Below are 23,776 nucleotides of genomic sequence, written 5' to 3' on the forward strand. Positions count from 1 at the left end.
ATTTTTACACAGTATCCCGGCGGCGTCAGCTTTCGCGCCGAATTTTTCGTGCGCCGTCGGAAATTTCCGCGGAGATTCCCGGCGCGCGTCAGGTCAGCACTTTGTACATCAGGGTGGTGGCGTCCAGCACGCCCGCGATCGATTCCGCATAAAAGGGAATCTCCCCCGCCACCTGCCAGCCCAGCGAACGGTAGAGGTCGCTGGCGACGTCGCCGCTGCGGGTATCGAGCACCAGCAGCGTTTTGCCCTCTGCGCGCGCCTGCTGTTCGGCATGCTGCATCAGCGTCCGGGCAATGCCCTGACGGCGCGCCTGCGGGTGCACCAGCAGTTTGCCGATCTCCGCCCGGTGACGCCCATTCGGCATGGCACTGAAATTTATCATCACCGTGCCCAGGAGGGTCTCCTGCTGACGGGCGACGAATAGCTGACTCTCTCCGGCGGCCAGGGCGGGAATGCGCTGCTGCCAGAAGTGCCGGATCGCCTGCTGGTCAGCGGCATCCGTGAAACCGACGCTGGCGCCATCTGCTACGCAGGCCTGCAGGAGCGCACTGAGTGACGCCTGATGCTGCTGCGCCTGCAGGGCGCTGAAGCGGGTGTAATCGATCATGGTCTGGCCACTACCAGCAGATAGCGGGCGCCGTCGGTGAGGTGCGCCTCAAAGGCGGATTTTCCGGTCAGATGAAATCGCAGGCAGTCGCCGGGGTGCAGCGTCCACTGCTGGACCCCCATGGTGATGGTCAGACCGCCCTCGCGCAGCCAGATATGCTGCTCCAGTCCCTGAATGGGAGGCGTGTCATAATCGATACGCGCGCCGGGCCGTAACTTGCCCTCTACCAGTTCGCATCTAAAATAGAGGGCAGGCGGTGAAACATTGCGGCGGACAAATCCGCTGGCTGCATCCTGCCACACCGGCTGCTGTTCCGCTCTGACCAGCAGAGTGGACTCCTCCTCGACTTCACTCAGCAGACGCGACATCGTGAGTCCATAGGCCGCACACAAACGATTAAGCAGTGCCGCCGTGGGGCTGGTCTCGCTTCGCTCAATGCGCGATAATGACGCGCGGCTGATGCCCGTGGCCACAGAAAGTTCATCTAACGACCAGCCGCGTTGCAGTCGTAATTCTGACAGCCTCACCGCCAGTCGCTGCTCAGTATTCAGCTCCGACATGGGTCATTCTCACATATGGGAAGTTTTCTCATATTCGAGATATAGCCTGGAAACGCCGTATCAGTCAAGTTGTACATAGCGAAATGTATTGTACAACTTAAATTGCTTCGTTATGGTAATCGCACTCAGACCAATCGAAAGAGGATTTTATGACCTTATACAGTATCGGTGACGTCGCCGAGCGCTGTGGCATAAACCCAGTCACCTTACGCGCCTGGCAGCGTCGTTATGGCTTACTGAAGCCGCAACGCACCGAAGGCGGACATCGTCAGTTTGATGAAGAAGATGTTCAGCGCATTGAAGAGATCATGCGCTGGATAGAAAGCGGCGTGCCGGTCGGAAAGGTCAAGGCACTGCTGGAAGGCGGCGATGTGGATGCGCATGATGGCTGGACGACACTACAGGATGAGCTGATCAGCGTCCTGCGTCACGTCAGGCCCGCTAAACTTCGCAACAAAATTGCCGCCATTGGCCGCGAACATCCGATTGATGCGCTGATCGACCACGTTTTTATGCCGGTGCGCCAGAAGCTGAGTCTGGACCAGAACACCGCCCGCACCATGTGCAGCCTGCTGGATGGGTTGCTGATTGACTATGTGGCCTTCTGCCTGACCGGCAGCCGCAAAAAGTCTGGCAAAGACGCGCTGATTATCGGCTGGGGTATCGATGATCGCACCCGTATCTGGCTGGAAGGATGGCGTCTCTCTCAGCACGGCTGGCGGATCGATGTGCTTGCTGAACCGCTGGATGTGCCGCGCCCCGAACTCTTTCCCGGCATGAACATGTTTGTCTTTACCGGTAAAAAACTGACCCGCCGCCAGCAGGAACAGCTGACACACTGGCAGGAACAGGGCTATGCCGTCCGCCTGCACGAACCCGCCTGATAACAAAAACGCACGCCGGGCGCTTTGCCTGCTGCCTTGCGCGCGCTATTATCCCCGCCTCACTGTTCACAAGCTCAGGTTTTCTCCATGAATGTCAAAAAAGCCTTTTTCGCCACGCTGTTTTTTATCATGGCCGTCGGCGGCACCAGCGGTCTGATGCTGGTGGGATACTCCCTTATCGTTCATTCACGCTAAGCCAGCGTTGCAGGCGTTCAAACAGACGATCGCTGACGATAGCCAGCAGCGCCACCAGCAGCGCCCCCTGAATCACGTAGGCCGTGTTAAACCCGCTTAACCCGATAATCACCGGTGAGCCGAGACTTTTGGCCCCCACCGTCGAGGCGATGGCCGCGGTTCCGATGTTAATGATCACCGACGTGCGTATTCCGGCGATGATCACCGGCGCAGCCAGCGCCAGCTCCACCTGCCACAGCCGCTGCCAGGCACTCATCCCGACCCCGGTGGCGATCTCCCGGCTGCTCTCCGGCACACTGTCGATGCCCGCCAGCGTGCCCTGTAAAATCGGCAGCAGGCCATAGAGCAGCAGTGCCACCACCGCAGGCCACGCGCCAAAGCCCATCACCGGTACCGCAATCGCCAGCACCGCCACCGGCGGAATCGTCTGTCCGGCGGCCACAATCGTCTCTGTCAGCGGCCGGAAGGCGCGCCCTGCCCGTCGCGTCACCAGTACGCCGCTGCCGACGCCAGTCACGATCGCCAGCAGGCTGGCGGCGATCACCAGAAACAGATGCGCCAGGGTGAGCTGCCAGAAGCTCTCCTGCTGATAGAGCGGCCGCGCCAGATCGGGAAACCAGCGGTGAAACAGCGGCCCGCTCCAGGGCATCAGGCTCAGCAGCGCGACATAGAGCAGCACCAGCCACAGCAGCGGATCCCTTAACCTGCGCATGGGGCTGCCCCGTGCCGTTGCAGCAGATCGCTGAAGTGGAGGACGCCCAGCGGTTGCTGCTGCGCGTCGACCACCGGCAGCTGGTCGGTTCGCCGGGCGATAAACTGTGAAAGGGCCTCCCGCAGCGTCAGCCCGGCCGCAATCGGTTCGCCCGCCAGCCACTCCCCGTGACGCACGGCCTGGCTGACCTGCTCCAGCGACAGCAGCCGCACCCCGATTTCGCTGCGGCCAAAGAAGTCACGCACAAACGCATTTACGGGCTGCGTCAGCAGCTCCACCGGCCTGCCCTGCTGAACGATCTCGCCGTTATCCATCAGCACCAGGCGATCAGCCAGCGTCAGCGCTTCGTCGATATCATGAGTCACCAGCACAATCGTGCGGCCCGAAAGCCGGTGAATGCGCAGCATCTCCTGTTGCAGCATGCCGCGCGTGACCGGGTCGAGCGCCCCGAACGGCTCATCCATCAGCAGGACTTCCGGGTCCGCCGCCAGCGCGCGCGCGACCCCGACCCGCTGCTGCTGGCCGCCGGAGAGCTGATGCGGATAGCGGTCGAGCAGTTGTGCGTCCAGGTTCAGCAGCGCCAGCAGCGCCGCGATGCGCTCATCGACGCGGGCAGCCGGCCAGCCCAGCAGAACCGGCACCGTGGCGATATTCTTCCGCACCGTCCAGTGCGGAAACAGGCCGGTCGACTGGATGGCGTAGCCCATGCGGCGACGCAGCGCGCGGGCATCCAGCTGGCGAATCGACTCACCGGCAAAGCGGATATCTCCGCTGTCAAACTCCACCAGCCGGTTAATCATCTTCAGGGTGGTCGATTTGCCGGAGCCGGAGGTGCCGAGCAGTACGCAGAACTCACCGGCGGCCACCTGCAATGTCAGATCTTTCACCGCCGCTTTGCCGTTAAACGCGCGTGATACGCCCCTGAATTCAATCATCTTTTCTCTCCAGCAGTGAGATCAGCAGGCGGAACAGCGCATCGACTGTCACCGCCAGCGCAATCACCGGGACCACACCCAGCAGCACCAGATCCAGTGCACTGCTTAGCAGCCCCTGAAAAATAATCGCACCGAAGCCGCCTGCGCCAATCAGCGCCGCCACCACGGCCATCCCCAGCGTCTGCACTACCACTACCCGCAGCCCCGCCAGCCAGACCGGCAGCGCCAGCGGCACATCGACCGCACGGAACTGCTGCCAGCCGCTCATCCCCATGCCACGCGCGCTCTCGCGCACCTGTTGCGGCACCTGCTGCAGGCCGACCACCACGCTGCGCACCAGCGGCAACAGCGCGTAGAGTACCAGCGCGATCAGCGCCGGAGCCATGCCGATGCCGCTGATCCCCCACGCGCCCAGCCAGGGAAAGTGCTGAGCCAGTCCGGCCAGTGGCGCAATCAGCAGGCCAAACAGCGCGACGGAGGGCACCGTCTGAATCACATTCAGGACGCCGAACACGCTGCCCTGCCAGCCCGGACGCCGGAACAGCGCCACGCCCAGCGGCAGCGCGATCAGCAGCGCAGGCAGCACCGTGCCGGCCAGCAGAATGAGATGGCGACTGAGTGCCGCATCAAACACGGCCTGACGGTTGGCATACTCTTTCAGCAGGGAGAGATCGGCCAGCTGACCGCTGAACAGCAGCAGCAGCGGCAGCAGCCAGACCTGCAGATTGAGCAGCAGCTGAACCAGCCGGTGACGGGTCAGTTGCCGCACCAGGTCGGTGATCAGCAGAACTATAAGGGCGGCACTGCACCACAGGCCGCTGGCGAAGCTGGTGCGCGCCAGACGGCTGCCCTGCTGGCTGAGCAGCGTGGCCTGATGACCGCCCAGCCAGATGATGAGCGCCAGCATCAGCTCCGCCGCCAGCAGCGACAGCATCAGCGTGCTGCGGCCAGGCCGACGCCACAGCAGCAGCCAGAGCGCCGCCAGCGGTAACAGCAGCAGCCCGAAGCGGCTGATCTGCCAGAGCCTCAGCGGTTCGCCCGCCACCAGCCGGTTCGGGGCAACGTTCAGAAACGGCAGCGCCATCAGTGCCAGACTCAGCAGGCTCAGCAGTAGCCAGGCCACCGGCTGCGGTACCGGACGGCGTATCGCTTCCCGCGATATCAGCATCGGTTACAGGAGCTTCTGCTGCTGCAGCCACTCGGTCGCGACGCTGCTGGCATCCTGGCCGTCGACCGCGATTTTCGCGTTGAGCTGTTGCAGCGTCTTCTCATCCAGCGCACTGAACACCGGCTTCAGCCACGCCTCAATGCCGGGGTAGGCTTTCAGGACCGATTCACGGATAACCGGCGTCGGTGCATAGATCGGCTGAACGCCTTTGGGATCGCTGAGCGTCTGCAGGCCCAGCGCCGCCACCGGGCCATCCGTCCCGTAAGCCATCGCCGCATTGACGCCGGATGTCTGCTGCGCCGCCGCGCTGATGGTGACCGCGGTGTCACCGCCCGCCAGCGACAGCAGCTGATCCTGCTTCAGGTTAAAGCCGTACGCTTTTTCAAAGGCGGGTAAAGCATCGCTGCGTTCAATAAATTCTGCCGACGCCGCCAGCTTGAAGGTGCCCCCTTTTTTCAGCCAGGCGCTGAGATCGGCCAGCGAGGTGAGCTGATTTTTTTCCGCCAGCTCTTTGCGCACGGCGATGGTCCAGGTGTTATTAGCCGGTGCCGGGGTCAGCCACACCAGGTGGTTCTTCTCTGCATCGAGCGTCTTCACCTTCTCGTAGCCCGCGGAGGCACTCTTCCAGGCGCTGTCTTTCTCGTCATTGAAGAAAAAGGCGCCGTTGCCGGTGTATTCCGGATAGATATCGAGTTCGCCCGCCGTGATGGCGCCGCGCACCACCTGCGTCGTCCCCAGCTGGATTTTATTGACGGTTTTGACCCCATGCTTTTCCAGCACCTGCAGGATCACATTGCCCAGCAGCGACCCTTCGGTATCAATTTTTGAGCCGACCCGCACAGGATCTGCCGCCTGTGCCATTCCCATACTGAGCAGCAAAGCGCTGACGCCGATCCAGCCCCGAGTTTTGATCATGACCTTTTCCTTATCGCGTGTTCGCGTGTTGTTTTTGCGCCTCGCCGGGCGTGATGCGTACAGGCTGCTGGTCTGCCGCGCAGCAGCAGGCTGACAGACCGGGCAGCGGAGAGGCACTGCCTTAAAAGCGTAGCCTGTCCCGGCGCGGCTGCCGCTGACTTTCTCCCCGCAGAATAGCAATCTGAGATGAGAATCTTATTTCATATAGCGGAAATGAATTTACGGCCGGACGTCTGAACGGCTATCCTTCCAGACCTGGTATAAATAATCAAAGATGCAGAACATCATGTCCGACCTGACCTCTTCCGCCCATGTGGCAACAGCAGGCCGTGCGCCTGCGGGTGAAACGCAGTGGATCCGCAATGCAGCAGATGTCTCCCGTTTAGTGAACAGCGGCGACAGCGCCCGTAATAACGCCCGCATCGTGATTGCGATTGCGCTAGGGGGCGTCTTTCTCGATGCCTACGATCTGGGCGCGCTGGCCTTTGGCATGAAAGACATTACGCGCGAATTTAATCTCACCCCCTCCGGCACCGGCATGGTCGCCTCGGCCATTACCTTCGGTGCCATTATCGGCGCGCTGATCGGCGGCTATCTCACAGATAAGATCGGCCGCTATCGGGTGTTTATGGCCGATATGTTCTTTTTTGTGGTGGCGGCTCTCGCCTGTGCGTTCGCGCCCAATGAGTATGTGCTGGCGGGGGCGCGTTTTGTCATGGGGCTGGGTGTCGGCATCGATCTGCCGGTGGCGATGGCTTTTCTGGCGGAGTTTTCACGCCTGCGCGGCAAGGGGAATAAAGCGGCCAGCGTGGCGATGTGGTGTCCGACCTGGTATGCGGCGATCAGCATCTCCTACCTGCTGGTGCTGCTGCTCTATGCCGTGCTGCCGGAAAGCCACACTGACTGGCTCTGGCGGCTGATCCTGGGGTTTGGTGCCGTACCGGCGATTATCATCATCGCCATCCGCAGCCGTTACATGAGCGAATCCCCGGTCTGGGCCGCGAATCAGGGCGACCTGAACGGCGCCGCAGCGATTCTGCGCAGTGCCTGGAACATCAACGCGCAGGTGGCCTCTGATGCCGGACTGACGCCCGCCACGCCGGTGCGTAAGGCGGGCTGGCGCAACTATGGCGCGCTTCTGAAGGGGGTTTATCGCCGCCGGACGCTGCTGGCGACCATCACCGCCGTCGCCTCCTCGTTTGCCTATAACGCCGTCGCCTTTGGCCTGCCGGTGATTATCTCCAGCTTCCTTGCGCAGTCGATGCTGACCACGATTCTGGTCTCGCTGGCGCTGAACCTGCTGTTTGCCTTTGTCGGCGGCATTCTGGCCGTGCGTCTGGTGCCGCGTCTGGGGGCGTGGAAAATGTCGGTGGCGGGTTACGGCTGTCAGTGTGTGGCGCTGCTCGGGCTGGCGCTGATTGGCCGCCCGGAAGGGGGACAGGAGGCGGCGCTGGCTATCGCGATGCTGGCGCTGTTCCTGTTTGGTCAGGGATTCGGACCAGGATCGCACACCATGACCTTTGCTTCACTGAGCTACCCGACCTCGCTGCGCGGCGTGGGGGTGGGCTTTAATCAGACGCTGATGCGCGGCAGTTCGACCGTTTCACTGTTTCTGTTCCCCGTGCTGGTCGCGGCGCTCGGCACCGGTGTCTTCTGGATGATCTTCCTGGCACCGCTGGCCGGTCTGCTGGCCCTGCTGGCCATCCGCTGGGAACCCTCGGGCTACGATGTGGATGCGGAAGATTTCAGGCCGTTGTGATGGTCAGGGCTGATAGGCAGTCATGACACTAAGCGGATCTAACGTGACGGGCACCCTGGTCCGTTGTAAAGCGTCACAGGCCAGGGATGGCAGCGTGGCGGAGAAAGCAGGATCCCGATGCACGCAGACAGAGAAACCGCACCGCAGTGCGGTTTTTTTTATGCCGTCAGGGCCGGAAAAGGAAACTGCGCCAGATAGTCCGGGATGCGCGGAAACGTATGGATAAACCACGGCGTGAACTGCTGCGGCTGCTGCTGCATCTGCTGCTCTATCAGCGCCATCGGGCGATACTCATAGGCATCCGCTTCCTGCGGATTCAGCTCTGGCAGGCTGTCGCAGATGGCAAAAAAGACGTGACCATATTCGTGCTCGGTCAGGCCATTGCTCAGCTTCAGGTTGTAGCTCAGTTCAAATACCGGCGTCAGCGTCAGCGCCATCCCCATCTCTTCCCGCAGTCGGCGCTCGGCAGCGTCACGGGTTGATTCATGCGGATAGGGATGGCCACAGCAGGTATTACTCCACAGGCCACCACAGTGATATTTATCGCTGGCGCGCCGCTGCAGTAAGAGCTCCTGCCGGGAATTGAAGACGTAGACCGTCACCGCACGGTGCAGTAATCCTTTTTCATGCACTTCCAGCTTTTCCATTTTGCCGGTGGGACGATCGAGGTGGTCAACGAGGATAACTTCAATAGCAGACATGGCGTTTCCTTGAGATTATTCCCATCTATTCTGGCACAAGATTAAACGTTTGGGCGCGCTGCGAAGGAATTTTTGCCTGGATCGGGCGAAGGTAAGCGGATGAAGCAGAGAGGAAATCAGGCCAGCGAGGCTGGCCTGAAAAGAGATTACAACCGGAAGCTCTGAACGACCCGCTCCAGCTGGGTGCTCTGTACTTCCATCGCCTGCGCGGCGGCGGAAACCTGCTCCACCAGTACGGCGTTCTGCTGAGTGGTGCCGTCAAGCTGCGTGATCGCCACGTTAACCTGTTCGATGCCCATGCTCTGCTCGCGGCTGGCGGACATGATTTCGCTCATCAGGGTCGTGACGCTGCTTACGCCCTGCATCAGCTCATCCATGGTCTGCCCCGCCTGCTCAACCAGCGCGCTGCCGGTGTCGATGTTGGCCACAGACTCCTCAATTAACTTCTTAATCTCCCGCGCCGAATTGGCTGAGCGCTGCGCCAGGTTGCGCACTTCCGATGCCACGACGGCAAAACCGCGTCCCTGTTCGCCAGCCCGGGCGGCTTCGACCGCGGCGTTCAGCGCCAGGATATTGGTCTGGAACGCGATGCTGTCGATAACGCTGATGATATCGACCACTTTGCGTGACGAGTGATGGATTTCGCCCATCGTACTGACGACCTGACGCACCACCTCGGTGCCGCGCGCCGCCACCTGCGAGGCATCGCCTGCCAGCTGGTTCGCATGCGTGGCGTTGTCGGCGTTCTGACGCACGGTGCCGGTGAGCTGCTCCATTGAGGCGGCCGTTTCCACAATCGAACTGGCCTGATCTTCCGTCCGGGAGGAGAGATTAGCGTTGCCGCTGGCAATCTCACGCGAGGCGGCGGTGATCGCCAGCGCGCTGTCACCCACCTGCTGAATCAGCCCCTGCAGATAGCTGATGAACTGGTTAAAGCTCTGCGCTACAGCGTTGAATTCCGGACTGTTACTGGCGGGCAGACGCTGGGTCAGATCGGCCCCGCCGGTCGACAGCGCTTCAATGTTGCGGTTCAGCACGCCCAGACGTTTCATCATTGCACGGACAAAGCCCAGCGACACCAGCAGCAGGATCACGGCCAGCGGGATCTGCACCAGACCCAGGCGGGTCAGCATGTTGTGCGACTGCGCTTTCAGCAGGCTGGTCGGCAGGCTACTGGCGAGATACCACGGGCTGCCAGGAATAGCCTGTACAAACAGCGTCTGCTCGCCTTCGCTGCTGTCGAAGGTGGTTTCCAGCGGCTGGCTGCCAACGCCATTCAGCAGGGTTTTCAGCGGCGCCGCCATCGGCATCTGCACGTCGGCCAGATTCTCCAGCTTCGGTGCGGCATTCACCAGCGCGCCGTTCCCTACCACCTTGCCATCGGCTTCCACGATCAGCACGTTGCCATGAATCGTTTCGCCCATCTGTTTCGCCAGCTGGTTGAAGAAGCCCAGCGTCACGTCGATGGTCGCAACCCCCCAGGCCGTCCCGTTGCGGTAGATGGCCATGGCGCAGTTGGTGCGGGGCTGCGGGCTGGCGGCATCCTGATAGGCTTTTGCCCAGGCGCACTGCCCTTTGGCCGCGGCCAGACCATCTTTATACCAGGGCTGTTCCCAGTATTTGTCGGCGGCGTCGGAGTTCCAGTAGGTATTGACCTGCAGTTCATTGCTGGCATTACGGGCAAAGAAGCTGCTGTCTTTCTCTTTGGCCGGATCGCGACGGTTCGGCAGTGGCCAGATACCGCCACCAAACACATTGCTGTCCTGATACTGGTTTACCAGCGTCGGTAAGAGGGTATCGATAGTGGCACTGTCCATGACCGATGCGGCTTCGGTGATCGCCCGCTGCTGCGCCTGCACGCGGTTCATCTGTTCAACAATGCCGGACGCGAGGGAATCAACCTGATAGCGAACCAGACGGCTTTCGCTGTCGACCAGCTGCGGCGCGACGAACTGGTTGATGACCCAAACTGTAACGAGTAAAAGTGCAACAAAGAATGCGATCATTGTTGCGGTGAAGCGGGATTGTGTTGTTTTAAACATCTATGTTCCCCTGAACCCTGATGTGGCGCGATTGCCTGATCCGGGTTAACGGCTTGTTAATGAGGAACTTGAGATGCGCGGGATCACAGATTTAAGAAATGTCTGATTTCTGTAAAGATTTAGTTTCTCTGCGCGACTATCACCGACATGGCGGCCACCAGACATCGGTGAAATGTCGCGCAGTAACGGACCTACTCTTCCGGATTAACCACCTGATGGCGCGGGCGGAAAACGTGATGACAGCCCTCTGCGGTTAACCGTTCCCGTAACTTCTGGCCGCCATGTTCATCGGCCTGGGCAAACTGTCGTTCCGCTTCGGTAATCGGCGTGGTCCAGAGTAAGGAGGGCCGATCGCCATCGCGCTTGGGCAGGGCAAACTGCGCCTGTTCGCTGGCCAGTTCATTCGCCAGCAGGAAGCTTTCGAAACCCACAGGTGCCACTTCCGAGGCCAGCGTGTGGCCCTCGCCAAGCCATGTCAGCCGCGCCCACGGCAGATGCACAAACTCCGCCAGCGCACTCGCCATCTGCACCGCGTTGCTTTCGGTCATAACCTCGCCGTCCACCGCCATGCCCAGTTCGATACGGCGATACTGCGGGGCCAGCTCATCAAACAGGTAGTCCACCTGCGGCATAGGCCGGATGCTCATACCGATCGTCAGGAAATACCAGACGCCCTGATGCCAGTGCTGGGAGATCGCCATCGGTGGCCAGCTCCCCTGGTCGATCGCGTAATACTTCACCGACTCGCCAAAGCGGGCCTGATAGCAGGCCATCAGATCCTGCTGAACCCTGTCCCACTCGCTGCCGTCATGCCATTCGCGCCAGAACTGGCGCTGATGCTCCGCACGGGCGTAGTAATCATTAGTGGAGGCCGACCCCAGCGGCGCCGTGAGGCGGTTCTTTTTAATGCAGCCTGCGGAGAAGCTCACCTGCTTCTCCTGATAGAGGCTCCAGCCTGGAATTACCGCCAGTAGCTGGCCGTAATACCACAGCGCCGCGCCATCATCGCTGGGCTCCCACAGCACCTGCAGACCGGCCGGATCCAGCTCGGGTTCTGCTTCCAGATTACGGCAATACTCGGCGCTGAGCAGCGGCGCAATGCCCTGCTCCATCGCCTCACGATCCTCCTGCGCCGGAGCCGGCAGCAGATTACGCAGCCAGCAGCCGCGCACCGCATACTGGCTGCGGAACAGGTCGGTTGGCCAGATATAAAAATAGGCCGTGCGCGCATCCTGCTCAACGATAGCGGTCAGGGTGCGCTGCTGATTGTGGACTTCAGCAATCAGGGATTTGTACGTCATAGTGCCTCGACAAAGCCTGGAGGAATCCATTTTCCCCGAGATTAGAGCAGGATCCGGACTGGCGCTATCTGAGACAAGGGTAAAAATCTCAAAGTGTGGGCGGTGAGGGGTAACCCACGGGGATCGGCCCGGCCAAAGTCGCGTTCTCCGATGTTCTGCCCCTGCGCGACGAAACGGCAACCCTCTGTGATTGAAAATCATCAGTACATCCTCAACCCCTATCCAGACGACGATCAAAAGCAGAGCAGCATTTATTGATCGCCGCGGGTGTGAATGACGCAGGAAACGGATGCTGACATCATCAGAAAAAGAATGAGGATCAAGAGGCGGGTCTGGCTATCCCTGACCTCGCGCCTTTATTTATCGGGATCACGCGAGCTGCTTTTTAAAAACGGAAATATTCACAAAAATTCAGACGTGCGTTTTTTATCACCTGCGTCCAAACACAGACAATTACCAGGAGACTTCAGAAAGCAGGTTTCTATAATGGCCCCACCCATTAAATAAAAAGGAACCGCCATGCTTTTATTATTCATTCTGACATTGATCGTCGTGATTTTATTTTCGTTAAAAAAGCACGCAGCCTTTAAGAAAAGCAGAGCACTACCCCGAAGAGATAAACGTTAACCGGGATGGCAGAGGCCACGGCCCCCAGCGGAGCCACATCAATATAAAAACAACAAAATCAGAGATTTAAAAACCAATCAGGTTTTATTTTCAACCATCACAGACGCCCAGCCCGACGGTGAGAAAGAAAAATTTATCGGAAAATTTTATTTAAGAAAATTAAATAAAAAGTAATGGCGCTTTTATTTACAACCAGAATCGATGAACCTATGGTGGATACTGACAGGAAGGCCTGTTTAATTTAATCACTCGCCCGCTGGCATGGAGCCTTACATGACAATTCACGCTTACCCGCCTGAAAACAGTTTTCTCGAAGAGGGCATCCGCTCTTACCTGAATAGCCTTCCCGTCCGGAAAAACCGGTTAGAGGAGTCTCTTTTTTTATTGCTGAATAAAAACAGCATCAGTGAAATCATCATCAACAGAGTGATTGAAAACACCCCTTACTACAGAGTGTTTATCCTGACCTGCGAAAAATTTATGCCGCTGGCGCTCTATTATCTGAATGCCCATCCCGGCAAGGTTTCGATTTTAAGCCGGGATGAGAACCAGTCAGAGGAGCGCGCTTCGGCCGGCTTTACAACCTCTATCACTCATCTGAAAGAGGTCACCTCCATTACACCGGGCGAATATCGCGCGCTGACGCTGACGCTGAGCGAAAAAAGCCTGTGCAGACAGACGGAAAGAACGCGAAAAAAGGTGTTTTATTACCACCGTTCAAGTGCCCTGCAAAAAATGGGATTGAAAAGAATCAACGCGCTTTTTATCTGAGAGGCGGAAGACTGAATAAATGAATGAACTCTATCCCGGCAGTGCGAAAGCGTTAGCCTGCGATTATATCCTCTCTGTTAAAAAGATTGCCCTGGCCCATCAGCAGGGTGCTGATGTCAGTGCCGGAAAGAAAGAGATCGATCTGCTGCTGAAAAAACTCCGGAAAACGATAAATATCTCTTCCCCTCTCAGCCTTTATATCTGGACAAAGATGGAGGCTGAACTCAGGAAGCTGATTGTGATCACCTGCGATCCCGGTTATCTGTCGATCATACGTCACGCGAGATACCGCTCGAGGATATACAGAGATTATGCGTTAAGAAAAGTTCAGGGCGCGCTCTGAGTGTGTCTGCTAATTCCCCGGCCTGCCGGATAACTTTCTGAAAAGATTCCGCGGCTGTTCAGCGCGCGTCGGCCCTACTCTCCAGCTCAAGGTTTTTGAATTCTCCGGCATCTTTTTTGTCGGCCGGTCGCGCATCCTCCCTGGGGTAAACCTGAAATCTGCGGCCTCTGACGTACGGCCGGATAAGCTGACACGTATGCCAGCCTAGAAATAATCAACTGATTAAAAGCGTGTATTTATTGATCCTGCTGATAGCCGTTGAATTTCCTCAGCAAAAAAATCCGTTCAATAAAATTTAAGTTAATTAATCCTTCCTCACCCGAATAAACAGAATTCACGCATTTTATCTGCGATAAAATTTAATTTAACTTAATAATAACCCGCTCGATTTCAGGGATTCTCCGTTTTAGCGTTGAAAACAGCGTCAATGCCGGCGCGATAAGGAGAAACCTATGAAGAACGTCAATCCGTTAAAAAAAAATCATGCTGATTTGCGATGACATCTATTTTACTTCGGGTTTTACTGCACTCGCAGAACGGGAAGGGATAGCGTGTCAGCAGGTGACCACTGAACAGTATGCCGCGGGCCTGGTTTTTACAGGCACCGTGCTAATCGACCTTGTTTCATGGTGCAGGTCCGGCCGTGTTGAATCATCCTCGCTGGCCTGGCCCGGTAACTATCCTCCCGATGCCGGATTTATCATCTCCTGTCCGGGACAGAAAAACATCATGGATTTAATCTGCGGCGGCTGTTTTAAACTGGAGAGGAAAAGCACGCCGGGCGAGATCAGCCGATTATTTGCCGCAGATTCGCTGCCTCAGCCACTCTGTGCCTGTAAACCGCTGACCTCACGGGAGAGTGAAATCCTGACCCTGCGGCTGTCCGGGATGAGCACCCGGAAAATCGCCCTGACGCTCCGAATACATGTGAAGACGGTCTATGCGCATCTCTACAATATTCTGATGAAGTCCGGCTGTAAGAGCCTGATCGGTTTTTATGCGCTCGCCCTGCCGCTCAGCGAAATGCTCTGTCGGCTAAGCGCCGGGCAGAACGGGGAAGAAACGGCCATGGAAACACGCCGCTAAAGTCTGCCTGACGGGATTACACTATGGCCTGATCGCCCTGCGCAGCACTGGCAGGGCGATACGTCCCCGCCATGTCGCCGCTCACGCGCCGATCCGCAACGGCGCGGGGTGACGCGGCCATGTATCGCACGCCGGAGAGAGGCCGTCATCTGACACGCCGGATGCCCGGCTCGGCTATGCAGGGTTGCGCCCCATCCTCACCATCGCGCGATACCAGGCCCCGCGCTGAATCGACCAGCGCAATCCCACCGCGATCGCATTAATCTTCTGATCGATGAGCGTCTGCTGCAGACGACCGATCTCGCGTCCGGACATCGCCTGCGCCCAGGCGGGCATCAGCCCGAACCCCGACTTCAGCATGATTTTCATCACCGGTTTCGCCTGCCAGCTCGGCGCTGGGGCATTCATCAGTAGCCGCGTGACCTCTGCGGTACGCTCGTCAAAACGCAGCTCAGGCCGCATCTGTTGCAGATAGTCCGCCACATCGGCCACGCTTTTGGGCACCCGCTCCGCTCCCAGCGCTTCGGCGATCAGCGCCGCTTCCTGATAATAGCGATCCTGCTCAGCGTGGGTGAGATGCGGATTTTTATAGCGCAGATGGGCCGCCAGAAAACGGCTGGTCTCCGCGACATGCACCCAGGTCAGCAGAGGGGGATCGCTGGCTGCATAGGGTTTGCCCTGGCTGTCCACGCCGCTGACTTTGAGATGGATGCGTTTTACCCGCTCGATCAGCGTCTGCGCATCCTGCTGGTTTCCATAGGTCGTCACCGCAATAAACTGACTGGTGCGCCGCAGGCGGCCCATCATATCTTCGCGGAAGTTAGAGTGATCCCAGACGCCCGCCAGCGCGGCCGGATGCAGCATCTGCAGCAGCAGCGCGCTGATCCCGCCACACATCATGGCGGTGAAATCGCCGTGGACGCGCCAGATCACGCTGTCCGGGCCAAACAGGCCGGGATCGCCAGGCGGCTGAGAAAGGTCAAATTCATTCATCGACAGGCCGTTAAGGCGGAAGACCTGCTGCTGAATGCGGTCACGCAGATTCATGATGGCGGCTCTGATAGTGGATATGATGCGGCGCGCGCAAGCAGGACGCTGACGACACGCCGCACCACCTTCTCCCGGCGTCAGGAGAAGGGCTGACGGTTAAAGATAGTTAAACTGCGCATTCTCGGTGCGAACGGAATCGAGCCCAATCATTACGTTAAACTTGCCGGGTTCTGCGACGTGCTGCATCTGCTGATTCCAGAACTTCAGCGCATCGACATCGATCTTAAAGGTCACGGTCTGTGATTCACCCGCTTTCAGCATGATGCGCTTAAAGCCACGCAGCTCCTGCACCGGACGGCTGATCGAGGCGACCGGATCGTTTAGGTACATCTGCACCACCGTCGCTCCGTCGCGCTGACCGCTGTTGGTCACCGTCACGCTGGCCTCGACAGTGCCGTCGCGCGCCATTGTCGGAGAGGACATTTTAACCGGCGACACGGTGAAAGTGGTGTAGCTCAGGCCGTAACCAAACGGATAGAGCGGGCCGTTGACCGCATCATAGTAGTGCGACGTATATTTATTCGGTTTCGCAAAGTTATACGGGCGGCCGGTTGGCAGATGGTTGTAGTAGATCGGGATCTGACCCACCGAACGCGGGAAGGAGACCGGCAGTTTGCCCGACGGGTTGTAGTCGCCGAACAGTACATCCGCGATGGCGTTGCCGCCTTCGGTGCCGCTGAACCAGGTTTCCAGCACGGCATCGGCCATCCGATCCTCATTGACTATCGACAGCGGACGTCCGTTCATCAGCACAATCACCAGCGGTTTACCGGTGGCTTTCAGCGCGGCTAACAGCCGCTGCTGATTCGGCGGAATGATCAGATCGCTGCGGCTGGAGGCTTCATGCGCCATACCCTGCGCTTCGCCCACGGCAGCCACGACAACGTCGGCCTGCTTCGCTTTGGCCACCGCGTCATCGATCATCTGCTGCGGTGAACGGGTGTCGATCGACACCGCCGGTTCATACAGGTTCAGGAAGTCCTGAATCCCCTTATTGTCAGAGACGTTAGCCCCTTTCTCATAGAGCAGCGTCGCTTTGCCTTCGGTGGCGTTGCGCATCCCCTGCAGCAGCGAAACGGACTGCTTCGCCACGCCCGCGGCGGACCAGCTGCCCATGATGTCACGCTGGCTGTCTGCCAGTGGGCCGATCAGCGCAATGGTGCCCGATTTTTTCAGCGGCAGCGTCTCCAGCCGGTTTTTCAGCAGCACGATGCTCTTACGCGCCACGTCGCGCGCTTCAGCCCGGTGCAGGCGGCTTTCCGCGTTGGTGTCCTGCGGGTCGCTCTCTTTCGGCCCTAAGTGGCTGTAAGGATCGTTGAACAGGCCCATGTCATATTTGACGTTAAGCACATGGCGCGCCGCGTCATCGATTTCCGCCATGCTGACGTCGCCGCGCTTCACCAGATCCGGCAGATATTTACTGTAATATTCGTCGCTCATGCTCATATCGACGCCCGACTTCAGGGCGATACGCACTGCTTCCTGCGGATCGCTGGCGACGCCGTGCTTGATCAGCTCTTTGATCGCGCCGTGATCGCTGATGGTAATGCCCTTGAACTTCCACTTATCGCGCAGCAGATCTTTCAGCAGCCAGCTGTCCGCGGTGGCCGGAACCCCGTTGATGGAGTTCAGCGCCACCATCACCCCGCCGCTGCCCGCATCCAGCGAGGCTTTGTAAGGCGGCAGGTAGTCCTGGAACATGCGCTGCGGACTCATATCCACGGTGTTGTAGTCGCGTCCCCCTTCAACCGCACCATAGAGGGCAAAGTGCTTCACGCTGGTCATCACGCTGTAGCGGTCGGCGGCGCTCTTACCCTGCATCGCCTGCACCATGCTGCGCCCCATTTCGCTGGTGAGCCAGGTATCCTCACCGAAGCCTTCGGAGCCACGACCCCAGCGCGGTTCACGGCTGACATCCACCATCGGCGCCCAGGTCATGTTGAGGCCATCGTCGGCCGCCTCGTAGGCAGACACGCGCCCTACCTCTTTCACCGCGTCCAGATCCCAGCTGGAAGCCAGGGCTAACGGGATCGGGAAAATGGTGCGCTGACCGTGAATAACATCGAAGGCGAAGAACAGCGGGATCTTCAGGCGGCTGAGCTGCATCGCCTGATCCTGCATGGCGCGGATATCCTGGCGGGTCACGGTATTAAAGATCGCGCCAACCTGACTCTTCTGAATCATGTCGCGAATCGCTTCTTTCGGATTATCAGGTCCGACGCTGATTAAACGCAGCTGGCCGATTTTCTCGTCCAGCGTCATCTTCTTAAGCAGCTGGTTGACGAAGGCATCCCGCGCCTGTTCGGTCATCGGGTGATTGCCTGGCAACGTCTCAGCCAGTGCGGGTTGCATCGCGAGGGAGACAGCGAGACTAACAGAGTAAATCCATTTCATCAGGTTGGGTTCTCTTAAGTAACTGCGCAATATCGAATAAACAGGCGGCAGTGTGCCACAAGATGAGAATAGCAGGTAGCCGCCGCTGTCACACTGCGTTCAGGTCAGTTGCCGTGCTACAGTTAAGGCGCACTGATAAGACAAGGGAATTGCTCATGATACCAACCTCTGCCCTGCTTTCTGACCTGCGCCGCCTCGTGGGCCCGGCCCATCTGCTGACTGAACCTGAACAGACCGCCCGCTATCGCAAAGGCTTTCGCTCCGGCGACGGCGACGCGCTGGCCGTGGTGTTTCCCGGCACCCTGCTGGAGCTCTGGCGGGTGCTGCAGGCGCTGGTGAAAGCCGATGTTATCATCCTGATGCAGGCGGCGAACACCGGCCTGACCGAAGGGTCCACGCCGCACGGCAACGACTACGATCGCCCGCTGGTGATTATCAGCACCCTGCGGCTCGATAAACTGCAGCTAATCGACAACGGCCAGCAGGTGCTGGCGTTCCCCGGCAGCACGCTCTATCAGCTGGAAAAAGCGCTGAAGCCGCTGGGACGCGAACCGCACTCGGTCATTGGCTCCTCCTGCATCGGCGCCTCGGTGCTGGGCGGCATCTGTAATAACTCCGGCGGCTCGCTGATCAAGCGCGGCCCGGCCTACAGCGAAATGGCGCTGTTTGCGCAGATCGACGCCAGTGGAAAACTGAAGCTGGTAAACCATCTCGGTATCGATCTGGGCAGCTCGCCGGAGGAGATTCTGGGGCGGCTGGATGACGACCGCTGGCAGCCGGGCGACGTGCAGCACGATGGCCGTCATGCCTCCGATCACGACTACGCCGATCGGGTACGGGAGGTGGATGCCGATACGCCCGCCCGCTACAACGCGGATGCGCGGCGTCTGTTCGAGGCGTCCGGCTGCGCCGGAAAGCTGGCGGTCTTTGCCGTGCGACTCGATACCTTTGCCAGCGAGCCGCAGCAGCAGGTCTTTTACATCGGCACCAATGACCCCGGCGTTCTCACCGATCTTCGCCGTCATATGCTGGCCCATTTTACCCATCTGCCCGTGGCCGGTGAGTATATGCATCGGGACATCTACGACATCGCGGAGGTCTACGGCAAAGATACCTTCCTGATGATCGACAAGCTGGGCACCGACAAAATGCCGCTGTTTTTCACGCTGAAGGGGCGGGTCGATGCCTGGCTGAGTAAATTCTCTTTCATCAGGCCCCACTTCACCGACCGGCTGCTGCAGCGGCTGAGCCGGGCGTTCCCGGTGCATCTGCCCAAGCGCATGAAGCAGTATCGCGACAGATATGAACACCATCTGATGCTGAAGATGTCCGGTGAGGGGGTGGCGGAAGCGCGAAACTATCTGCGCGACTACTTCCGCGAGGGCGGCGGCGAGTTCTTTGAGTGTGAAGGCAAAGAGGGCGCGCACGCCTTTCTGCATCGCTTCGCGGCGGCGGGCGCGGCCGTGCGCTACCACGCGGTGCATGCCGATGAGGTGGAGGATATTCTGGCGCTGGATATCGCCCTGCGCCGGAACGACGCTGACTGGTTTGAAAACCTGCCTGACGAGATCCGCGCATCCCTCAGCCATCGCCTCTACTACGGTCACTTCTTCTGTCACGTCTTCCATCAGGATTACATCGTCAAAAAAGGGGTCGATGTGCCTGCGCTGAAAGCCCAGATGCTGGCGATTCTGCAGGCGCGCGGCGCGGAATACCCCGCCGAGCACAACGTCGGTCATCTCTATCAGGCAAAACCGCAGCTGGCAGCCTTCTATCGTCAGCTCGATCCGACCAACAGCTTCAATCCCGGCATCGGCAAAACCAGCAAACAGAAAGGCTGGGCGGTGAAACAGGGATAATGCACGGCCGACAGCGGTGCCCTGCCCGGCGTGACGCTGGCGTCCGGCCTGCAGAGCGGCGCGATCGGGCAGCGGCATGAGGTCCGAGGCAGGTCAGCGGAGCTGTATGACGCTGTTGGGTGAGAAGCGATGGGCAGCGTAGCCGTCGTGGAAAGCAGCGCTGAAGGCGCGGGGCTGTGGATTAGAAAGCTTTTGCCCTGAATAACAAGGCCGACAGTCGTCGGCCTTGTTTTTGTTAAACCAGCTTCTCTTCGGGTTCCGCACTCGGCATCTGACGGCGCTCAATAATCATCGTCTGCGGCGTGGAGAGCAGGATGCCCTCTTTGCGCAGCCGCGTCAGAATATCGAACAGCAGGTCACTCTTGGCCCCGGAGATCTGCCGCTGGCCCGCCACGTTCCCGGTGACGCTCAGCACGATCCCCTGCTGGGTCAGATCTTTAAACGATACGGAGGGTTCAGGCGTCTCCAGAATGCGTTCGTTTTCGTTATAGACCTCCAGCAGAATATCGCGCACCTTGCCCGGATCGGTGTTAAGCGGGAAGGTCAGCGTAATCGTCACCACGCCCTGCGCGTTACCCATCGTCGCGTTGCGCACGTTCTGCGAGATAAACTGCGAGTTCGGCACAATCACCGTGGATTTATCGCCCAGCTGGATCTCCGTGGCGCGGACGTTAATCCGACGAATATCCCCTTCGATACCGCTGATGCTGACCAGATCGCCCACCTTGACCGGCCGCTCGGTTAACAGGATCAGCCCCGAGATAAAGTTCTTCACGATCTCCTGCAAGCCGAAACCGATACCGACCGATAATGCACTGACGATCCAGGCCAGCTTGTTCCACTGCAGCCCCATAATCGACAGGGTCAGCAGGATGATCAGCACGTAGCCGATGTTGCTGAACAGCGTTACCAGCGACACCCGCATTCCCACATCCATCGTGGTTTTCGGCAGGAAATCGGTGTCGAGCCAGCGGCGCACCGAACGCAGCACGTAGATGCCGACGATCAGGCAGATCAGCGCATTGACCATGTGTGCCGGAACGATATTCATCGACTCCAGGCCTTTACCGCCCCAGAACTCAATCACCTTCTGCAGCAGTTCGATCGGCGTTGAGGAAGCAAAGGTGCCGTTGAGCAGCGCCAGCGCCACCACCAGCACCAGGAACGTTTTCCCGATGGCCGTCAGCAGCGTCGCCGCCTGCTGCAGGTGACGTTCGTTGATGTTCAGCGAGTTCTGGATGCGACGCCCGGTGGCATTGCTGGTCGAGAAGAAGCTCTCACAGCCATCATTCAGCAGGTGGCTGAGGAAGTAGAATGAGCCAAACAGCAGGCCGCACCAGATCACCTCATAACTCAGGAAGCGCGCCAGGGTCACGTAGCCGATCAGCAGCGATACCACAATGGCCATCGCCGTCAGCGTCAGGCCCATCTGAATCAGCCCGACCAGCGTGGAGCGCGCCTCCGGCGGCGTACCCGCCAGCGTCATACGACGCCGCACGCGATTAATCCGCACGCTGATCGCCAGCGCGGTGGTGCCGATCAGCAGTGCGGTCAGGCCGTTGGCAAAGATCGTGGTGTTCAGGCTGGTGCCAACGCTGTAGTTAAAGGCTTCCACCGTCTGGAAGATAAAGACCAGCACAGCCGTGATCGGCGGGAAAGGCTTTAACGCCATCGCCACCTCGTTGGAGATGGTCGGCAACCGCCAGCTGGGGCGACGGGTGGAGAGCAAAGCACGGCCCAGACCGGCGATCAGGCCGCAGAAGACGCTGAGCTGCACCAGCCGATCAACAAAGTCCTGCACGTTCTCCGAGACCTCATCGCGGCGCGTAAAGGCCAGCGCGATAAAGTTAAAGGTCAGCACCACCGCCGCCAGCGTGGTCAGGGCTATCGCGGCCGCCAGGAAGCTGCGGCGCAGTTTTCCCTCCGGCAGTTTGTGAATGCTGACCCAGGCGAGGAACTCCTCCCCGTAGCGGCGACCCACCGTCATCACCAGCAGCGCCGCCAGCAGCCACATTATGCTGCCCACGCGCCAGCCCGGCTCCCAGGAGAGCGCGGCGGTATCCTGCAGCTCCTGCAGGAATTCACCGATTTTTTCGCCGTCGAGATCCTGACTGTTGAGCAGCGGTGACCAGAAGCGCGCGCCCAGGATCGTACCGGAGTTCAGCGCCAGCTGGCTTTTCAGCTGGTCACGACGCAGGTTCACGATCTGTGAAGAGAGCGTCAGGGCGCCATTTTTGATGCCTTCGGCCTGCTTGATCTGGTCGTCGAGCTTACTTTTCTGACTCTCCAGCGCATTACGCTTGCGCGTGACTTCCGGCGTCTCTTTGACGCCGCTGTCGGCTTTAGGCGCGGGGCCCAGCACCTGCAACTGTGCGTCCACCTGCTGGCGGTCCGGCACCAGCGCCTGACCCAGCGTATCGGCGTTACCCGACAGCTCCAGCGCCATTTCATTGAGCTGAGTCAGCTTGTTTTCACCGGCATCGCCCGACACCTGGCTTTTAATTTTATCGAGGATTTTCTGCATCTTCGGCAGTTCTACGGCGGCATTCAGCTTCGGCGCAGCATCCTGTTCCTGAGCGGCAGTGGCCGTATCATCCGCGGCCAGCGTCAGCGCGGGGGTGAACGCCACCAGCGCCAGCATTAACAATGCAAAAAAGGATCGTAGCTTAAACATATGAGTAAGATTCCGGCAGCTTAAATCAGGCGATCGTCCCTCGCCATTCGCGCGTAGTGTAGGGCTTAACAAGGGTTGGCAATATAGGAATAACGGGTAATTTTCAGGCTAATTCCGGGCGGACAGCGGACTGAAACGCGTGACTGGCCCTGCCCGTCCGGTTCTCCGGCGGCTGGCCTGATCAGCCAGCCCAGCGGCGCGCGTGGCGCCGCCGACCGGGGGTTATTCGACGTCGGTCGTGCCACCACCGTTGCTGGCCACCTGGCCCGACTTCTGTTTTTTATACGCCAGCGCGGCGGCAGGCACCGGGGCCGCTTTGCCTGTTTCCAGCCAGCTGCGCAGACGGCTGGCGTCGGCGAAGTGGGTATATTTGCCAAACGCGTCCAGCACCACCAGCGCCACGGGACGATTGTTGATCATCGTGCGCATGACCAGGCAGTGACCCGCCTGATCGGTGTAGCCGGTCTTGGTCAGCTGAATGTGCCAGTCATTTTTATAGACCAGATGGTTGGTATTGCGGAACGGCAGCGCATAGTTCGGATGGGCGAATACCGCCGTCTCCTCTTTGGTGGTGCTGAGCGCGCCGAGCAGCGGATACTCCCGCGTTGCCTTGAGCAGTTTAACCAGATCCTGAGCGCTGGAGACGTTCTGCGTCGACAGGCCGGTGGGTTCAACATAGTGAGTCTGATTCATGCCCAGCGCGCGCGCCCTGGCGTTCATCGCCCGGATAAAAGCATTGTAGCCGCCCGGATAGGCGTGCGCCAGGCTGGCGGCGGCGCGGTTTTCAGAGGACATCAGCGCCAGCAGCAGCATGTTGCGGCGGCTGATCTGGCTGTTGAGTTTCACGCGCGAAAAAATGCCCCGCATTTCCGGCGTCTGGCTGATATCAACGGTTAACATCTCATTCATTGGCAAATGCGCATCCAGTACCACCATCGCCGTCATCAGTTTGGTGATCGACGCAATGGGCCTGACCCGATCCGGGTGGCTGGAAAAGAGCACTTTATTGGTGGTGAGGTCGACAATCATCGCACTGCCAGAAGCGATCTGCGGCTGAGCAATAGGCGCAAGTTGCGACAGCGACGTGGTCGCCTGCGCCGGAAGTGACACAATCTGCCCTGAAGCGAGCAGCGCCAGCGAAAGCAGGGTGGAACGAATTTTTGCAGGCATCGTAGAAAAAAACCCGGTTATGA

At 59.2% G+C, this 23,776-nt stretch carries 19 protein-coding genes; 6 read left to right on the forward strand and 13 right to left on the reverse strand.

Going from position 1 to position 23,776, the window contains the following annotated elements; translation table 11 throughout:
* Positions 1-88: 88 nt before the first annotated feature.
* Together J1C59_RS12910 and J1C59_RS12915 are read right to left on the reverse strand one after the other, a co-directional pair.
* On the reverse strand, positions 89-607 hold the full coding sequence (locus tag J1C59_RS12910; protein WP_128086666.1) for a GNAT family N-acetyltransferase: 519 nt from the start codon (positions 605-607) through the stop codon (positions 89-91).
* Positions 604-1,167, reverse strand: a complete 564-nt coding sequence (locus J1C59_RS12915; protein WP_128086667.1) for an XRE family transcriptional regulator — start codon at positions 1,165-1,167, stop codon at positions 604-606. The genes J1C59_RS12910 and J1C59_RS12915 overlap by 4 nt, the downstream gene beginning before the upstream one ends.
* 149 nt (positions 1,168-1,316) lie before the next feature.
* Here J1C59_RS12915 and J1C59_RS12920 point away from each other — a divergent pair, with 149 nt between their 5' ends.
* Positions 1,317-2,051: a MerR family transcriptional regulator gene (locus J1C59_RS12920; RefSeq protein ID WP_128086668.1), complete on the forward strand. Its 735-nt coding sequence runs from the start codon at positions 1,317-1,319 to the stop codon at positions 2,049-2,051.
* A 175-nt stretch (positions 2,052-2,226) separates the two neighbouring features.
* On the opposite strand, the gene J1C59_RS12930 is transcribed toward J1C59_RS12920, so the two are convergent.
* Genes J1C59_RS12930 through osmF form a run of 4 tightly spaced genes read right to left on the reverse strand, consistent with a single transcriptional unit; the run spans position 2,227 to position 5,976 of the window.
* A complete protein-coding gene (locus J1C59_RS12930) occupies positions 2,227-2,958 on the reverse strand; it encodes an ABC transporter permease (RefSeq protein ID WP_128086669.1) in 732 nt (243 codons plus the stop codon).
* Positions 2,946-3,893: an ABC transporter ATP-binding protein gene (locus J1C59_RS12935; protein ID WP_140917158.1), complete on the reverse strand. Its 948-nt coding sequence runs from the start codon at positions 3,891-3,893 to the stop codon at positions 2,946-2,948. The genes J1C59_RS12930 and J1C59_RS12935 overlap by 13 nt, the downstream gene beginning before the upstream one ends.
* Positions 3,886-5,061: an ABC transporter permease gene (locus J1C59_RS12940; RefSeq protein WP_140917157.1), complete on the reverse strand. Its 1,176-nt coding sequence runs from the start codon at positions 5,059-5,061 to the stop codon at positions 3,886-3,888. Before J1C59_RS12940 ends, J1C59_RS12935 begins: the two co-directional genes overlap by 8 nt.
* Before the next feature lie 3 nt (positions 5,062-5,064).
* Positions 5,065-5,976 carry a glycine betaine ABC transporter substrate-binding protein OsmF gene (osmF, locus tag J1C59_RS12945; RefSeq protein WP_128085929.1) on the reverse strand — a complete coding sequence of 304 codons (912 nt, stop codon included), beginning with the start codon at positions 5,974-5,976 and terminating at the stop codon, positions 5,065-5,067.
* A 286-nt stretch (positions 5,977-6,262) separates the two neighbouring features.
* On the opposite strand from osmF, the gene J1C59_RS12950 reads away from it, so the two are divergent.
* Positions 6,263-7,735: an MFS transporter gene (locus J1C59_RS12950; RefSeq protein ID WP_128085928.1), complete on the forward strand. Its 1,473-nt coding sequence runs from the start codon at positions 6,263-6,265 to the stop codon at positions 7,733-7,735.
* A gap of 158 nt (positions 7,736-7,893) precedes the next feature.
* Here the strand turns inward: J1C59_RS12950 and idi are convergent, their stop codons facing one another.
* The 3 genes from idi to J1C59_RS12965 all read right to left on the reverse strand — a co-directional run bounded on the left by idi (position 7,894) and on the right by J1C59_RS12965 (position 11,779).
* Positions 7,894-8,436: an isopentenyl-diphosphate Delta-isomerase gene (idi, locus tag J1C59_RS12955; protein WP_128085927.1), complete on the reverse strand. Its 543-nt coding sequence runs from the start codon at positions 8,434-8,436 to the stop codon at positions 7,894-7,896.
* Between the two features lie 146 nt (positions 8,437-8,582).
* Entirely contained in the window at positions 8,583-10,478 is a 1,896-nt protein-coding gene (locus tag J1C59_RS12960; protein WP_128085926.1) for a methyl-accepting chemotaxis protein, read from the reverse strand.
* A 191-nt stretch (positions 10,479-10,669) separates the two neighbouring features.
* On the reverse strand, positions 10,670-11,779 hold the full coding sequence (locus J1C59_RS12965) for a suppressor of fused domain protein (protein ID WP_140917156.1): 1,110 nt from the start codon (positions 11,777-11,779) through the stop codon (positions 10,670-10,672).
* Positions 11,780-12,667: 888 nt separating this feature from the next.
* On the opposite strand from J1C59_RS12965, the gene J1C59_RS12970 reads away from it, so the two are divergent.
* The 3 genes from J1C59_RS12970 to J1C59_RS12980 all read left to right on the forward strand — a co-directional run bounded on the left by J1C59_RS12970 (position 12,668) and on the right by J1C59_RS12980 (position 14,606).
* A complete protein-coding gene (locus J1C59_RS12970) occupies positions 12,668-13,177 on the forward strand; it encodes a hypothetical protein (protein WP_140917155.1) in 510 nt (169 codons plus the stop codon).
* Between the two features lie 19 nt (positions 13,178-13,196).
* Entirely contained in the window at positions 13,197-13,520 is a 324-nt protein-coding gene (locus tag J1C59_RS12975; RefSeq protein WP_128085924.1) for a hypothetical protein, read from the forward strand.
* A 729-nt stretch (positions 13,521-14,249) separates the two neighbouring features.
* Positions 14,250-14,606, forward strand: a complete 357-nt coding sequence (locus J1C59_RS12980; RefSeq protein ID WP_167498267.1) for a helix-turn-helix domain-containing protein — start codon at positions 14,250-14,252, stop codon at positions 14,604-14,606.
* A 174-nt stretch (positions 14,607-14,780) separates the two neighbouring features.
* Here the strand turns inward: J1C59_RS12980 and J1C59_RS12985 are convergent, their stop codons facing one another.
* The gene (locus J1C59_RS12985) at positions 14,781-15,656 is read right to left on the reverse strand and encodes an oxygenase MpaB family protein (protein WP_128085922.1); all 876 of its coding nucleotides are present in this window, start codon (positions 15,654-15,656) and stop codon (positions 14,781-14,783) included.
* A 96-nt stretch (positions 15,657-15,752) separates the two neighbouring features.
* Positions 15,753-18,050, reverse strand: a complete 2,298-nt coding sequence (gene bglX, locus J1C59_RS12990; RefSeq protein ID WP_128085921.1) for a beta-glucosidase BglX — start codon at positions 18,048-18,050, stop codon at positions 15,753-15,755.
* 155 nt (positions 18,051-18,205) lie between these two features.
* Between bglX and dld the strand changes: the two genes are divergently transcribed.
* Positions 18,206-19,909 (forward strand): D-lactate dehydrogenase, encoded by a 1,704-nt coding sequence (dld, locus tag J1C59_RS12995; RefSeq protein ID WP_128085920.1) that lies wholly within the window; start codon positions 18,206-18,208, stop codon positions 19,907-19,909.
* Between the two features lie 235 nt (positions 19,910-20,144).
* On the opposite strand, the gene J1C59_RS13000 is transcribed toward dld, so the two are convergent.
* Both J1C59_RS13000 and pbpG read right to left on the reverse strand, forming a co-directional pair.
* On the reverse strand, positions 20,145-22,583 hold the full coding sequence (locus tag J1C59_RS13000; RefSeq protein WP_128085919.1) for a DUF3772 domain-containing protein: 2,439 nt from the start codon (positions 22,581-22,583) through the stop codon (positions 20,145-20,147).
* Positions 22,584-22,805: 222 nt separating this feature from the next.
* Positions 22,806-23,753 carry a D-alanyl-D-alanine endopeptidase gene (gene pbpG, locus J1C59_RS13005; protein ID WP_128085918.1) on the reverse strand — a complete coding sequence of 316 codons (948 nt, stop codon included), beginning with the start codon at positions 23,751-23,753 and terminating at the stop codon, positions 22,806-22,808.
* Between the last annotated feature and the right edge of the window lie 23 nt (positions 23,754-23,776).

Origin of the sequence: Pantoea deleyi, from assembly GCF_022647325.1 — a bacterium.
Taxonomy (GTDB): domain Bacteria; phylum Pseudomonadota; class Gammaproteobacteria; order Enterobacterales; family Enterobacteriaceae; genus Pantoea; species Pantoea deleyi.

Bases quoted from the DNA above. Each gene is read 5' to 3' on its own strand.
- J1C59_RS12920 (WP_128086668.1), top strand. From the start codon at position 1,317: ATGACCTTATACAGTATCGGTGACGTCGCCGAGCGCTGTGGCATAAAC.
- J1C59_RS12970 (WP_140917155.1), top strand. From the start codon at position 12,668: ATGGAGCCTTACATGACAATTCACGCTTACCCGCCTGAAAACAGTTTT.
- osmF (WP_128085929.1), bottom strand. From the start codon at position 5,976: ATGATCAAAACTCGGGGCTGGATCGGCGTCAGCGCTTTGCTGCTCAGT.
- J1C59_RS12910 (WP_128086666.1), bottom strand. From the start codon at position 607: ATGATCGATTACACCCGCTTCAGCGCCCTGCAGGCGCAGCAGCATCAG.
- J1C59_RS12935 (WP_140917158.1), bottom strand. From the start codon at position 3,893: ATGATTGAATTCAGGGGCGTATCACGCGCGTTTAACGGCAAAGCGGCG.
- J1C59_RS12930 (WP_128086669.1), bottom strand. From the start codon at position 2,958: ATGCGCAGGTTAAGGGATCCGCTGCTGTGGCTGGTGCTGCTCTATGTC.
- J1C59_RS12950 (WP_128085928.1), top strand. From the start codon at position 6,263: ATGTCCGACCTGACCTCTTCCGCCCATGTGGCAACAGCAGGCCGTGCG.
- idi (WP_128085927.1), bottom strand. From the start codon at position 8,436: ATGTCTGCTATTGAAGTTATCCTCGTTGACCACCTCGATCGTCCCACC.
- J1C59_RS12975 (WP_128085924.1), top strand. From the start codon at position 13,197: ATGAATGAACTCTATCCCGGCAGTGCGAAAGCGTTAGCCTGCGATTAT.
- J1C59_RS13000 (WP_128085919.1), bottom strand. From the start codon at position 22,583: ATGTTTAAGCTACGATCCTTTTTTGCATTGTTAATGCTGGCGCTGGTG.
- bglX (WP_128085921.1), bottom strand. From the start codon at position 18,050: ATGAAATGGATTTACTCTGTTAGTCTCGCTGTCTCCCTCGCGATGCAA.
- J1C59_RS12915 (WP_128086667.1), bottom strand. From the start codon at position 1,167: ATGTCGGAGCTGAATACTGAGCAGCGACTGGCGGTGAGGCTGTCAGAA.
- J1C59_RS12960 (WP_128085926.1), bottom strand. From the start codon at position 10,478: ATGTTTAAAACAACACAATCCCGCTTCACCGCAACAATGATCGCATTC.
- J1C59_RS12965 (WP_140917156.1), bottom strand. From the start codon at position 11,779: ATGACGTACAAATCCCTGATTGCTGAAGTCCACAATCAGCAGCGCACC.
- dld (WP_128085920.1), top strand. From the start codon at position 18,206: ATGATACCAACCTCTGCCCTGCTTTCTGACCTGCGCCGCCTCGTGGGC.
- pbpG (WP_128085918.1), bottom strand. From the start codon at position 23,753: ATGCCTGCAAAAATTCGTTCCACCCTGCTTTCGCTGGCGCTGCTCGCT.
- J1C59_RS12980 (WP_167498267.1), top strand. From the start codon at position 14,250: ATGGATTTAATCTGCGGCGGCTGTTTTAAACTGGAGAGGAAAAGCACG.
- J1C59_RS12940 (WP_140917157.1), bottom strand. From the start codon at position 5,061: ATGCTGATATCGCGGGAAGCGATACGCCGTCCGGTACCGCAGCCGGTG.